Source organism: Agrobacterium tumefaciens (assembly GCF_005221325.1).
In the GTDB taxonomy this organism is placed as follows: domain Bacteria; phylum Pseudomonadota; class Alphaproteobacteria; order Rhizobiales; family Rhizobiaceae; genus Agrobacterium.
In genome coordinates, this window is the sequence record NZ_CP039889.1 from 1,244,382 (window position 1) to 1,257,421 (window position 13,040).

At 59.6% G+C, this 13,040-nt stretch carries 13 protein-coding genes and 1 pseudogene; 10 read left to right on the forward strand and 4 right to left on the reverse strand.

The features are described from left to right. Positions 1–41 precede the first annotated feature (41 nt). Both CFBP5499_RS20560 and CFBP5499_RS20565 read left to right on the forward strand, forming a co-directional pair. The gene (locus CFBP5499_RS20560) at positions 42–716 is read left to right on the forward strand and encodes an aspartate/glutamate racemase family protein (RefSeq protein WP_130932544.1); all 675 of its coding nucleotides are present in this window, start codon (positions 42–44) and stop codon (positions 714–716) included. Positions 717–812: 96 nt separating this feature from the next. Then, entirely contained in the window at positions 813–1,652 is an 840-nt protein-coding gene (locus CFBP5499_RS20565; RefSeq protein WP_080828843.1) for a MurR/RpiR family transcriptional regulator, read from the forward strand. Between the two features lie 181 nt (positions 1,653–1,833). Here the strand turns inward: CFBP5499_RS20565 and CFBP5499_RS20570 are convergent, their stop codons facing one another. Both CFBP5499_RS20570 and CFBP5499_RS20575 read right to left on the reverse strand, forming a co-directional pair. After that, on the reverse strand, positions 1,834–2,403 hold the full coding sequence (locus CFBP5499_RS20570) for a pyridoxamine 5'-phosphate oxidase family protein (RefSeq protein ID WP_080828841.1): 570 nt from the start codon (positions 2,401–2,403) through the stop codon (positions 1,834–1,836). A 35-nt stretch (positions 2,404–2,438) separates the two neighbouring features. Continuing rightward, positions 2,439–3,410 carry an MBL fold metallo-hydrolase gene (locus tag CFBP5499_RS20575; RefSeq protein ID WP_080828840.1) on the reverse strand — a complete coding sequence of 324 codons (972 nt, stop codon included), beginning with the start codon at positions 3,408–3,410 and terminating at the stop codon, positions 2,439–2,441. 135 nt (positions 3,411–3,545) lie between these two features. Here CFBP5499_RS20575 and CFBP5499_RS20580 point away from each other — a divergent pair, with 135 nt between their 5' ends. Next, positions 3,546–4,442 carry a LysR family transcriptional regulator gene (locus CFBP5499_RS20580; protein ID WP_080828838.1) on the forward strand — a complete coding sequence of 299 codons (897 nt, stop codon included), beginning with the start codon at positions 3,546–3,548 and terminating at the stop codon, positions 4,440–4,442. Between the two features lie 87 nt (positions 4,443–4,529). Here CFBP5499_RS20580 and CFBP5499_RS20585 read toward each other — a convergent pair whose 3' ends face one another. Further along, positions 4,530–5,444: a LysR family transcriptional regulator gene (locus CFBP5499_RS20585; protein ID WP_080828836.1), complete on the reverse strand. Its 915-nt coding sequence runs from the start codon at positions 5,442–5,444 to the stop codon at positions 4,530–4,532. 147 nt (positions 5,445–5,591) lie between these two features. Between CFBP5499_RS20585 and CFBP5499_RS20590 the strand changes: the two genes are divergently transcribed. Continuing rightward, positions 5,592–7,130 carry an MFS transporter gene (locus CFBP5499_RS20590; RefSeq protein ID WP_080828834.1) on the forward strand — a complete coding sequence of 513 codons (1,539 nt, stop codon included), beginning with the start codon at positions 5,592–5,594 and terminating at the stop codon, positions 7,128–7,130. Positions 7,131–7,148: 18 nt separating this feature from the next. Here the strand turns inward: CFBP5499_RS20590 and CFBP5499_RS20595 are convergent. Next, positions 7,149–7,328 (reverse strand): annotated as a pseudogene (locus CFBP5499_RS20595) (taurine transporter subunit); the annotation flags it as partial. Positions 7,329–7,618: 290 nt separating this feature from the next. Between CFBP5499_RS20595 and CFBP5499_RS20600 the strand changes: the two are divergent. The 6 genes from CFBP5499_RS20600 (at position 7,619) to CFBP5499_RS20625 (ending at position 13,038) form a co-directional block, all read left to right on the forward strand. Further along, positions 7,619–7,912 carry a hypothetical protein gene (locus CFBP5499_RS20600; protein WP_130932543.1) on the forward strand — a complete coding sequence of 98 codons (294 nt, stop codon included), beginning with the start codon at positions 7,619–7,621 and terminating at the stop codon, positions 7,910–7,912. Between the two features lie 341 nt (positions 7,913–8,253). Continuing rightward, the gene (locus CFBP5499_RS20605; RefSeq protein ID WP_080828830.1) at positions 8,254–9,222 is read left to right on the forward strand and encodes an aliphatic sulfonate ABC transporter substrate-binding protein; all 969 of its coding nucleotides are present in this window, start codon (positions 8,254–8,256) and stop codon (positions 9,220–9,222) included. Between the two features lie 48 nt (positions 9,223–9,270). Then, positions 9,271–10,074, forward strand: a complete 804-nt coding sequence (locus CFBP5499_RS20610) for an ABC transporter permease (protein ID WP_233284255.1) — start codon at positions 9,271–9,273, stop codon at positions 10,072–10,074. Then, positions 10,074–10,811 carry an ABC transporter ATP-binding protein gene (locus CFBP5499_RS20615; RefSeq protein ID WP_080828827.1) on the forward strand — a complete coding sequence of 246 codons (738 nt, stop codon included), beginning with the start codon at positions 10,074–10,076 and terminating at the stop codon, positions 10,809–10,811. Before CFBP5499_RS20610 ends, CFBP5499_RS20615 begins: the two co-directional genes overlap by 1 nt. Positions 10,812–11,218: 407 nt before the next feature. Further along, a complete protein-coding gene (locus CFBP5499_RS20620) occupies positions 11,219–11,680 on the forward strand; it encodes a DUF4126 family protein (protein ID WP_080828822.1) in 462 nt (153 codons plus the stop codon). Then, positions 11,677–13,038 (forward strand): FAD-containing oxidoreductase, encoded by a 1,362-nt coding sequence (locus tag CFBP5499_RS20625; protein WP_080828816.1) that lies wholly within the window; start codon positions 11,677–11,679, stop codon positions 13,036–13,038. The genes CFBP5499_RS20620 and CFBP5499_RS20625 overlap by 4 nt, the downstream gene beginning before the upstream one ends. Positions 13,039–13,040: the final 2 nt, after the last annotated feature.

Below are 13,040 nucleotides of genomic sequence, written 5' to 3' on the forward strand. Positions count from 1 at the left end.
AACAGACAAGGCGGGTGGACCTTCGTGGTGTCCCGGAAATCATGAAACGCATAGGACTAATCAATCCGAACACATCTCCGGTCACGACGGCCATGATGACGGAAATCGCTCGCACCTATCTCCCGTGCGGCTTTGCTATCGAAGGATGCACGGCAGAGCATGGCGTACCTATGATCCTCAACGACGCCGAACTGGCCGCCGCCGACGATGGAGTTGTGAAGATGGGGCTTGATCTGGCCGGTCGAAGTGACGGCTTGATCGTCTGTGCTTTCGGTGATCCGGGGCTGGAACGTCTCGCTGCGGTATCCGGTCTTCCCTGTGTCGGTATCTGCCAGGCAAGCATGTTGGAAGCCTCGGCAGATGGCCGACGTTTTGGGATCGCGACCGTGACGCCGGATCTGGTGGGAAGCTTTGCCGCGAAGGTGCAAACGTTCGGTTTGACGTCGCTCTTCACCGGCACGCGGTTGACCAGGGGAGATCCAAGGCTTCTTGCTTCAGATCCCGAAGCACTGCATGTTGCGCTGGAAATAGCCGCTCGGGAATGTTTCGACCAAGACGGCGCCGAGGTCGTCATCATCGGTGGTGGACCGCTGGGGCAAGCGGCCGATGACCTGCAACGTTCCCTGTCCGCCCCGATCATTGCGCCAATCCGGTCGGCCGTGGAACTGCTCATCCGGACAATAGCGCTTGAAAGCAGGAAGACCGAGCGACGGTAACGGATATAATACGGCTTACGGCCTCGTTACTTTTCTGTTGCAAGCCGCGACAAGGTGGCTGAAAGTTGTGCCGTTGAGATTTCGCCGGAGCATCGCGTGCCCAAGGAAAGATCGTTCCTGTCCCGCGTCAGGCAGTCGCTGCCGGATCTTCATCCTGCAGAAAAGCGGATTGGAGAGTTCGTCTGCGATTTTCCCGGCGAACTCGCCAGCTATTCAGCCCAGGAGCTTGCAGCGCTGGCGCATGTTTCCAAGGCGACCGTGACACGTTTCATCAAACGGCTCGGCTACGACAATTACGAGGAAGCCAGACGACACGCCCGGGCGGAAAAGCAGACGGGTTCGCGGCTTTTCCTGGCGCGCGCTGCCGATGCCGGCGCCGAACAATCAATCAAGGCACATGTCGCACAAGCTCTCGCCAATCTGGAAGCCACATTTCTCGGGATTTCGGAAAGCCAGATCGACCGCGCCGTCACTGCACTGCTTCACGCACGCAAAGTCTGGGTTATAGGCTTTCGCAGCAGCCACCCCTTTGCAGCCTATCTGCAATGGCAGCTTACACAGGTCATCGAAAGCATCGCCGTCACCCCGGGCCCCGGGCAGACCATGGGCGAACATCTAGTCAGCGTCGGCGAAAATGACGTCGTAGTTTTCTTCGGGCTGCGTCGCAGGACCAGCCAATCCGATGCGATCATTGATCATATCCGACGCACAAAGGCGCAGCTTCTTTACGTGACCGACGAAGGAGCCCCCTTTGATACGAATGCAACTTGGCATTTTCAGTGCCAGACCCTGGCTCCAGGCCCGCTGTTCAATCATACGGCAGTAATGGCCCTTTGCCATGTTCTCATCACTCGTTGCCTTGAAAAGGCTGGTACGAATGGCCGTATACGCCTGCGCAGTATCGAGTCGCTCAACGAAACACTGGATGAACTGTGACACTCGACTCTTCCTGTCCAGGGAAATAGCGCCGTTTCCGCACAAACTGACCGGCAAGCCTTCTCCTTATAGGAAAGCAAAATCTTGAAAATCGAGGCCGAAATGATCGAGATGCAATGCTCCCTCGTCCCATTCGGGCGACAAAGAGTTCGAAACCGCCACAAAGGAACAACAGTTCTGGTTACTCCGATCGCCAACGCTCCAGTTCGGCAAGCGTAAAGCGCGGTGTAATATGCTGCGGGCAGTTCCAGTCAAACGCCTCCACGGCGATGAGGACGAGACGCTCCACCCGGGCTGAATAGTCAGGCACGCTCAGCTTTTTCGCCAGCAACGGATCATCGCTTGCGTCGATGATGTGCATGCGAGCAAAGATTTTCAGGCGTCGTCGGTGCGCGTAGTCCATGAGAAACAGTGAGACGCGGTCGTTCGCCCGCACATTGCCTGTCGTGATATATTGCCGGTTACCGCGAAAATCTGCAAAGCCTAGCAATGTTGGCTCCAGAGTGGTGAGGAAGCCGGTCGGTCCACCACGGTACTGGACATAGGGCCAGCCAGTTTCCGAGACACTGGCGAGATAAAAGCCGTCGCGCTCCCGGATAAAGGCTGTTTCCGCCGGACCAAGGCGCTGGCTCTGCGCAGTCTCATCGACACCACCGCGCGCGCCGATCCGCGCCCACTGGTCCGCGCTGCCGTAATGGTCCTGCGCGGCCGCCACGGAAGGCGTCGTGGCCATATTGAGATATTTGCTCATTCCGTTTTACCCTTTCCAGACGGTCGAAGCCCATCTCAATCCTGCAAGGCCCAGTCCGCTACCTCCCAACGCATCTGCCCTTGATCGGTAACAACACGCCCGAGCCCCGGGAACGGCATGTGCGTGGCGGCGATGAGCACGCCCTCCGAAGCGGCGCGAGGAAAAAAGCGATCGCGCATTGCCTTGGCGGCTACGCGGTCCTGCTCGAACAGGAAGAACACGTCGGTCGCACCCGGATGCACGACTGGAAAGATCATGTCCGAAACCATGATCAGGCTCTTTCCGTCGTCTTCCACCCTGACACCAATGTGGCCTGGCGTGTGGCCTGTGAGATCGACAATCGAGATGCCGCGCACAATTTCACGTTCTCCGTCAATCGCCTGGAGATTGGGATAGAGGCGCACGACCTCATCCGCCATCTGAAAGCTGGTATGCAGATATTCGGGTGCGCCACTGCGTTTGGCCGGGTCGGTCCAATGGGCGACGTCGCGACGATCGATGTAGAGTTCTGCCTTCGGGTAGTTGTTTTTGCCACCGACGATCAAGCCACCCATGTGATCCTGATGCATATGCGTCACGATCACAGCATCGATCTGGTCAGGCTGCAGACCAAGCGCGCCGAGCGCCTGCGGAAGTTTGCCGGTCTGCCCGATCGAGCCCGCTGCGCCGGCATCGATCAGGATGCGGCGCTCGCCATCGTCGATGAGGTACTGATTGAAGAGGAACCTCACCCCGCTTGGCCGGGCCGTGAATTGAGCGGTCGCCGCCTGTTCGACCGCCGCGGGGCTTCGTCCCGGAAAATAGTCGTAAGGCATGTCGGCATACCCGTCTGTCAACGCAGTCACCGTAAAACGACCGATGCGTATCTGCGCCATGGGCGTAATGCTGGCCGGCCTGGCGGCGGTGTCACGCGTTGTCGCAAGGGCCGGCGCGCCGCCGATCAATCCTCCTCCGAGGAGACCGAGGGGAAGAGCGCCGGCAAAGGCACGACGTGAAAGTTGAGGCATGACGTGTTCTCCTGATCGCTGGCAATACGGAAGGCCGGTTGTCGTCCCGCGGATGACACAAAAGCTAGGATATCCGAAACATCCGGAGTATCCTGCCTTTTTGGGAATATCTCTCTCAATTTATGGAAGGATACGATGGATCGGTTTGAAGCCATGTCGGTACTGCTGGCGGTAGTGGACGCCGGCAGCCTCTCGGCTGGGGCGCGGCGATTGCATGCACCGCTCGCAACGGTCAGCCGCAAGGTAGCGGATCTAGAAAAGCACCTTGGCGTACGTCTGGTTCTGCGCACCCGCCGCGGCCTTACCCTGACCGATGAGGGCCGCAGCTTCGTTGCCGCGGCACGTCGTATTCTTGACGAATTGGATACGGTTGAGCGGCAGGCCAGCGGCGATTATGTCGCACTGCGTGGAGGGCTTCATGTGACAGCACCAGTTGCCTTCGGCGAACGCCATCTTCTGCCCATAGCTCTGGAGTTCCTGAAGGAGCAACCCGATATCAACATGCGCCTGACCCTCACCGATCGGCAGCTAAGTCTGGCAGACGAGCACGTCGATGTCGCGCTGCGGATCGGACATCTGGAGGACAGCGCGCTTATCGCAACGCGAGTTGGCGCCGTCCGGCGAGTGATCTGCGCGAGCCCTGACTATCTTGCCCGCCGAGGCGTTCCGTGTCAGCCGGAAGAACTCAGTCAGCATGACGGCATAAGCTTTCAGGGCTTTGCGACCGCACCGGAATGGCGTTACCGTCGCGACGGTGCGGCTTTCGCTGTCGAGCCCCGTCCCAAATTCGCGGTCAATACGACGGAGGCTGCCATTCAGGCGGCAGTGGCCGGCATGGGCATGATCCGCGTGCTCTCTTATCAGATAGCCGAGCAATTGCGCTCCGGTACTCTGCAGGAAGTGCTGAAGGAGTTCGAGCCCGAACCGCTGCCTGTGAACGTCATCTACGGGCCTGCCCATCCCCTTCCATTGAAGGTGCGGTGCTTTCTCGACTGGATTACGCCGCGCCTGCGCGAGCAAATGGGGCACTAGCGTCTCAATCCGGCCTTGCCACGGAAGACTTGTCCGAGCTTTAATCTGCCGCGGTCGGAGAGGCATCGACCGCTGCCAATCTCGACATCATATCCTGGACGCGGGCTGACATTCACTTGAAAAGAGCCGGGCGCTGATAAAATCGACGAATACCCTTATTTTGGGGGATAGGTGGCGGCTCGAGGGCCAGATCAGGTTGAACTGGCCGGGAGCACTGAGGTGATCGACTAGCACCGGTAGAAGGTCGCCCGTTCTCAGTGACCCCGCCGCCAGAAAATCAGGCATACAGCCGATGCCGAGCCCACCCAGCACGGCGCCGCGCAGGGCTTCCATGTTATTGCAAGTCAGGATATGGCGCACACGCACCTCCGGCTCCCCTACCGGAAGAATGAGCGGCCAGTCCTGAATCTTCCCGCTGTTGGGATAACGAAATCCGATCCCCACATGGTCGGACAAGTCGCGCGGGCGGGTGGGTGTTCCCTTCCGTTCTAGATAGGCGGGAGAAGCGCAGAGAAGCAGTTGAAACGGACGCAGCGCGCGCACCATGATGCGGCTGTCCGGCAATTGCCCGCTACGGACGGCGACATCGACGCCCTCATCGATCAGATCCACGATCCGGTCTGTGAAATCGAGATCGAGTTCGATTTCCGGGTACAGTGACAGGAATTCCGGGAGCACCGGCAACAGCAAGTGATAGGCGACAATCGGTGCGCTGACCCTGACGCGTCCGCGCGGGGTTTCCCGGGTTCTCAGCAACGTTTCCTGGGCGTCGTCGAGTTCATCGAGAATGTGTCGGCACCGCTGGTGAAATGCCTGGCCTTCCTCTGTGAGGCGCAAGCTGCGGGTCGAGCGTTGAAAAAGTCTGACACCAAGCTGGCTTTCGAGCTTTGTCACGGCTTTGCCAACGGCAGACGGCGACAGGCCGAGCAGCCGTCCGGCGGCAACGAAGCTGCCGAGATCGGCCGTGCGAACGAAGGCCATCATGCCGGATAATCGATCCATAATAAGACATCCATTTCAGTTCTATTCGAGCGTTATAGTCCGTTATGAACGGAAGATTGGCAATATTTTTCGACATTCAAGCGCCGATATATTGATTTGGAAACAGACCGCCCGTCTTGGCGGCGGTCTCCAGTTCCAGGAGTAGTCATGTCCCCGCACTCGAAACATTCTGATAGTACCTCCCAATGGTTGGCGCTGCTGGCGGTGTGCCTCGCCGCCGCCGCCATGCCTTTGACATTCACTGGCACCGCGGTAGCGCTGCCCGCGATCGGCCGGACATTGGGGGGCAGCCCTTTGGAGATCGCTTGGGTGACGAACGCCTTCATGCTGACCTTCGGGTCTAGCCTGATGGCAGCGGGGGCGCTGTCCGACAGTTACGGTCGCAGGCGCATATTCCTGATCGGTGTCGGATCGTTTGCTTTGGTCTCCCTTGCACTCGTCCTCGCACCGGACATACTAGTCTTCGATCTGTTACGCGCAGCCCAGGGATTTGCGGCAGCGGCAGCTTTTTCCGGCGGCATGGCTGCACTCGCACAGGAGTTCGAGGGCCCGACCCGGTTTCGCGCCTTCAGCATCGTCGGGACCAGCTTCGGCGTCGGCCTGTCGCTCGGCCCAGTCGCGTCCGGGGTGATGATCGAGATCTTCGGCTGGCGCAGCATCTTTCTCGCGGTAGTGATCTTCGCCGTTTTTGCCTTTGCTCTCGGTTGGCGCACGCTAAAGGAAAGCCGGGATCCGGATGCCCGCACTCTCGACTGGGCCGGTACACTGACCTTCACCGCCACACTCGGGCTATTCACCTATGGCGTTCTGCTTGCGCCCGAACGCGGCTGGAGCGACGGCAGGGTCGTCGGGCTGCTCATCACCGCTGCGCTGTTCCTCTTCATGTTCGTGGCGATTGAACGATTTGTCTCCCGACCGATGCTTGACCTCTCTTTGTTTGTCTATCCACGCTTCGTCGGCGTACAGCTTCTGGCGGCGGCCCCTGCCTATGGCTTCGTCGTGTTGCTGATCCTGCTTCCGGCGCGCTTCATCGGCATTGAAGGCATGCGCGAGGTTGAGGCGGGCATGTTGATGATCGCGCTGTCCGCGCCGCTGCTAATCCTCCCCGTTGCGGCTGGACTGCTAACGCGCTGGTTCCATCCCGCGACGCTCTGCGGCACGGGCTTGCTCATTTCGGCCGGCGGCCTGTTCTGGCTGGCGCTTATCCCGGTCGGGGCACCTGTCTGGACGACGGCCTTGCCGATGCTTGTGATCGGTACAGGCATAAGCCTGCCATGGGGGCTGATGGACGGGCTGGCGGTCAGCGTCGTTCCTAAAGAACGCGCCGGAATGGCGACCGGCATCTTCAGCACCACGCGGGTGGCAGGGGAGGGTGTGGCACTCGCGGTGGTCAGTGCAATTCTGTCGGCGCTGTTGGCGAGCAAAATGGACCGGCTGCCTGGGCATGGGGATATGGTTGCTGCCGCTCAGAGGCTTGCCGCCGGCGACGTTGCCATGGCGGCAAGCGCCATGCCCGGTTCGGAAAGGGCATTGCTGGTGTCACTATATTCTGATGCGTTCAGCGACCTTCTGCTGCTATTGACCGCCATCACCCTTCTCACGGCGCTGGTGGTGTTTCTGTTCCTGAAGCCAGAGGCGCATGATGCGCTCAAGCCACGAGAACAAGCTAGTGGAACCTTCAAATAAGGTTCGACGCAAATCCTCCCGCGCAGGTAAGCCGAAGCCGAAGGCGCAGACGGAGATGATGGCGATGCCGACGAACACCACATCGGTCGCCGGGAACTGTGCGGCCGACATGATGAGGAAGCCGATACCGCGCGTGGAGGCAATCAACTCGGCGGCGACCAGTGTTCCCCAACCGATGCCGAAGGCAATGCACACGCCGCACCGCCGGAACTGTCGATTGTCGGATCTGGAGAGCTGGTCTGTCGCTTTGCGTGCCGGATAATTCATCCGGGCGAGGTTCGTTTTTCCTCCATCAGATTTCGCTGATTGCCTCACGATTCGTTTCAACGCATTATATTCCGGCAGTACCCGCTGCATTGGTTTTCATTTGACTGAACCTATGGAGGAACAAATGGAAGGTGCACCTGTACGTTTTCGCGCTCTCGAGGATTGTGAAACCTCGGGCATTCCCATTCCTGCCGGCCCGTATACCGGGACGGAAAAAATCCATGAGAATGACGATCAGCCAGTCGAAAAGATATTTCGATACAGCCTTGATTTGTCTGGTGAAGGGCAGCGGCTTGACGTTACGCCCTTGGTCGAGCTCGGCAAAATCACAGTCGTTCGACAAAGCGCTCTCTAGCGCCATCGTTTTTGCTCTTTTGGAGCATCGCACACTTCGGTCACAGGCCAATGGGAAACCCTCCTTCGCGGAGGGTTTCTTTTATCTGGCATCGGTTGCGATGAATTTCAAAGGTGCCCGCATCCCTGATGTGGACACGCACCGTCCGGCAGAGGGGTAGTGTCAACGGTGCGTCGAACTTTTGTGCAGGGCGGCGTGCTGTGGATGTTTCCCCCTACGATCTGGACCGAGCCGCAATTGCTGAAGGAACTGGTCGTTATCCGCTGATCGTCGATGACGGTGTCAGGGCAGGCTGAAACGGTTTCCTGCCGGCTAAGAGAGGCTCAACACGGCAGCGCTTCGACAAGGAGGGTATGCGCCAAATTTTTGGATCACCGCATGGCTCATTTAAGCTGATAAATTCCATATACAAACAATACTATGGAACATCTTTCCTTATCGTGACACGATCAAGTCCCTAGGCTCCGACGATTATCAGTTCGCGCCGGAGAGGGCTCATTCATGCGGTCGATCATAGCAAGACTTGCGGCGGTTGCCGCCTTCATCGGTCTGGGGCTGGCACCGGTTGCCGCCGCCGACCTGTCGGAAATCCGCATCGACTGGGCGACCTACAATCCGGTTGGCCTTCTTCTCAAAAAGGAAGGGCTTTTGGAAAAGGAGTTCGAAAAGGACGGTATCGCCATACGGTGGGTGCAATCGGCCGGTTCGAACAAGGCGCTTGAATTTCTCAATGCCGGCTCAATCGATTTCGGTTCCACGGCTGGCGCCGCCGCGCTGATCGCGCGTGTCAACGGCAATCCCATCAAATCGGTCTATGTTTATTCGCGTCCGGAATGGACCGCGCTGGTAACCGGCAAGGATTCCAAGATTGCCAGCGTTGCCGACCTCAAGGGTAAATCGGTTGCGGTTACCCGTGGCACCGACCCACATATCTTTCTCGTCCGGGCGCTGGCCGATGCCGGATTGAAGGATGGCGACGTGAAGTTCGTTCTGCTGCAGCATGCTGATGGTCGTCTTGCGCTGACCCGGGGGGATGTCGATGCCTGGGCTGGTCTTGATCCGCTGATGGCCGCTGCCGAAGTGGAAGATGGCGCAAAGCTGTTTTATCGCAAGCCTGAGAACAATAGCTGGGGTGTGCTAAACACCACCGAAACTTTTGCCGCCGAGCATCCTGATGTCGTGAAACGGGTGCTGGGCGTCTACGAACAGGCGCGCAAGCGCGCGCTTGCCGATCCGGGGGCGCTGCAGGCGGCCCTTATCGAAGCTGCCAAGCTGCCTGAGGCGGTCATCGCCAAGCAGCTGGAACGCACCGACCTGCAATATTCCCGCATCGGCTCGGAACAGCGGGAGACGATCCTGAAAGCGGGACTTGCCCTGCAACAGGCCGGGGTGCTGCCGGCTGGAGCCGATATTGCCGCCGAGACCGACAAGCTCATCGATCCAAGCTTCAGCGAAGCCCTCGTTCAGTAACGGGTGCGGGAGGTGACCACGACCGATATTCTGGCGGAACAGGATGGGGTGCAAGGAGAAAGCCGTGAGCCGAAGGTGCCGCCCGTTCTCAAACGGGCACTGCTCGCCATACTCCTTCCTGCCGGCGGTTTTCTAATCTGGGAGCTCGTTGTCTCTTCGGGGTTGGCGACGGGGCGCCTTGTTCCGCCGCCTTCGCGGATCATCGCCACGCTATGGCAGCTGGCGCAGGCGGGCGATCTCTATCAACATGTCGGCGCGACCTGTCTGCGGGTGCTGTTCGGTTTTGTCGCGGGGTCACTGGCTGGCGCCTTACTCGGCAGCATAACCGGCTTTTTTGGTGTTGCCCGAAGTCTGATCGATCCGACACTGCAGGCCCTGCGTGCCATCCCGTCGATCGCCTGGGTTCCGCTGTTCATCCTGTGGTTCGGCATTTTTGAAACGTCGAAGGTTGTCCTCATTGCGACCGGGGTATTTTTCCCCGTCTATCTCGGCGTCTCGACGGCGCTTCTTTCGGTCGATCGCAAGATCGTCGAGGTCGGCCGGATTTTCAGACTATCCGGCTTCGGTCTCGTGCGCCGCATCCTGTTTCCTGCGGTCCTGCCATCCTTCATCGTCTCGTTGCGTTCGGGCCTTGGGCTTGGCTGGATGTTCGTGGTTGCCGCCGAATTCATGGGCGCCTCCGAAGGCTTGGGTTATCTGCTGGTCGATGGCCAGCAGCTTGGCAAGCCCGATCAAATCGTGGCGTCGATCATCATTTTCGCCGTCATCGGTAAACTATCCGATGGATTACTGGTGTTGCTGACATCGCCGCTCGTCGCCTGGCAGGACAATTTCAAGCGGGAGGGGGCGTGATGCTGTCGCTCAGCGGACTTTCCAAGACCTATGGTAACGGTGTTCAGGCGCTTGGCGGCTTCACGCTCGGCGTGCCGCGCGGAGAAATCCTCGTAGTGATCGGCGGCTCCGGTTGCGGCAAGAGTACGCTTTTGCGGCTGATCAGCGGACTTGAACGGCCGAGCCGTGGAGCGGTAGCAATCAATGGCGAAACGGTCACAGAGCCGCATCCGCTGATCAACCTGATATTTCAGGAGCCGCGCCTGCTGCCTTGGCTGACGGTCCGGGACAATATTGCGTTCGGCCTGACCGATCTGCCGGCTCTTGAGCGGGACCGACGAATTCGTCTCGCTCTCGGGCAAGTCCATCTCGAAGGATACGAGGACCGGTTGCCCAAGGAACTTTCCGGTGGGCAGGCGCAACGTGTCGCGATCGCCCGGGCATTGGTGACACAGCCCGAAGTCCTGCTTCTCGATGAACCGTTCTCGGCGCTCGATGCGCTGACACGGGCCGCCCTGCAAAACCATCTTCTGGACATATGGGAAGAAAGCCGCCCGACGATCATCCTTGTCACCCACGATATTGATGAGGCCGTCTTACTGGCGCACCGGATTGTGGTGATGAAGCCCTGGCCGGGGCACATCATTGGGGAAATCGCGGTCGATCTGCCGAGCCGCCGCGACCGGGACGATGATGGTGTGGATCATTATCGTCGTGAGGCCAGGGCTCTTCTCGGCGCCTCACTTGCAAGTGCATGAGTTGCTAAAATGCCGGAAACTCGCCCCCTGTCTGATCTTGACTGGCACGCTCATCGAGAGCGGCGAACATGGCTTGCGGACCATCCGAGCACACAGATCGAGCTAGGGGTGCCGCCGCCGACACGTCAGCGATCTGAATAGAGGTTCACCACGGTTGGCCGCTGTGTGATCTCGTTCTCTGCGTCGATTCTGCACCGCTATCGACCGAACTGCTCGGGAATGGTACGCTCAAGACTTACCGGGCCTGGGTCAGGGCATGTGGACGATCAATAGGGGCATGGTCAACGCTGACATCCGGCCGTCCTCAAGAGCTGGTGCCTCCAGACGCGCTACGTTAGTCCCGCCATCTGTCCGCCCACCAGGCACCGCGGCACGTTCTTGATTTGCGCAACTTTCAGGGGACCTGCATGCTCATTCTTCTCACAATTCTCATAGGAATCGTCGCCGGTCTACGCGCCATGACCGCTCCCGCCGCAGTTGCCTGGGGTGCCTATCTCGGATGGTTCGATATTTCCCAAAGCAGTCTCTCCTTCATGGGGTCGATCTGGGCCGTGGCGATTTTTACCGTGCTTGCCATCGTCGAACTCATCACCGACCAGCTTCCCAGCACGCCTTCACGCAAAGTGCCCATGCAGTTCGGAGCACGTATCGCGACGGGCGCTCTCAGCGGTGCGGCGATAGCCGCAACTGAGGGCATGGTGGTTGTTGGGCTCCTCGCGGGTGTCATCGGCGCTGTGATCGGAACATTTGGCGGTGCGGCTGGTCGCGCCCATCTCGCCAACCGGTTCGGCCGTGATCTCCCCGCCGCCCTGATCGAAGATGCGATCGCCATTGCACTTGCACTGCTCATCGCGACGACCGTGTCATGAGGGAGTATGACGCGATCTTCATTGGAGCCGGACAGGCCGGACCGTTCCTCGCCGCCCGCATGGCCGCGATGGGCCGCAAGGTAGTCCTGATCGAACGGAAGTTTCTTGGCGGAACCTGCGTAAACGCCGGATGCATGCCGACAAAGGCCCTGGTCGCCAGTGCCAAGACCGCCGAGGTCGCACGGCGTGCATCGGAATTCGGCGTCAAGATTGATGGCGAGCCGATCATGAACATGCCGGCCGTGGCGGCCCGCGCCCGGAAGGTGACCCTTGACGCGAGAAGCGGTCTGGCGGCCTGGTTCGACAGCCTCGAGACGATGGATGTGGTCTATGGCCACGCCAAATTCGTCGCCGCGAAGGCGGTGTCCGTGGACGGGAAACACTACACCGCTTCGCAGATTTTCATCAATGTGGGCGCGCGGCCGCATATCCCCGATGTTCCGGGCCTCGCCGACGTGCCTTATCTCACGAGCACGTCGATGATCGCGCTGGAGGAACTGCCGAAGCATCTGGTTGTTCTCGGTGGCAGTTATATCGGATTGGAATTCGCCCAGATGTATCGGCGATTCGGTGCTGAGGTCCCTGTCATCGAACGCGGGCAGCACCTGGCGGCTCGGGAGGATACGGATATCTCGGAAGCCATCGCGGATATCCTGACCAAGGATGGCATTAACGTTTTCCGGGGCCGCAATCTGCTGTCCGTCGCCAGAGACGGCGCAGACGTGGTCGTGCATACGGATCAGGGCGAAGTCCGTGGCAGCCATATCCTGGTCGCCGTCGGACGCCAGCCGAATACCGACGATCTTGGCCTCGATCTTGCCGGCGTCGAGACCGATCGGCGCGGCTTCATCACGGTGGATGAGCGTCTGCAGACAACTGTCGAGGGCATCTGGGCACTTGGTGACTGCAATGGGCAAGGGGCCTTCACCCACACATCCTATAACGATTTCGAGATCGCCGCGGCGAATCTCCTCGACGGCGACGACCGCAAGGTTACCGACCGCATCCTCGGCTATGGCCTCTACATCGATCCACCGCTCGGGCGTGTTGGCATGACAGAGCGCCAAGCGAAAGAGGCCGGCCACCGGATCAAAGTCTCGACCCGTCCCATGAGCCGCGTCGGTCGCGCCATCGAGAAGGGTGAGACGCTCGGCCTCCTGAAACTTGTCGCCGATGCCGACACCGACCAGGTACTCGGCGCGGCCTTCCTCGGGGTTGGGGGTGACGAGGCGGTCTACGGCGTTCTCGATGCCATGAACCTGGAAGCCTCAACCGAAAAACTCCGGTGGGCGGTGCCAATCCATCCGACCGTCGGAGAATTGGTGCCGACGTTGATCGGCGACCTCAAGGAAACCTGACG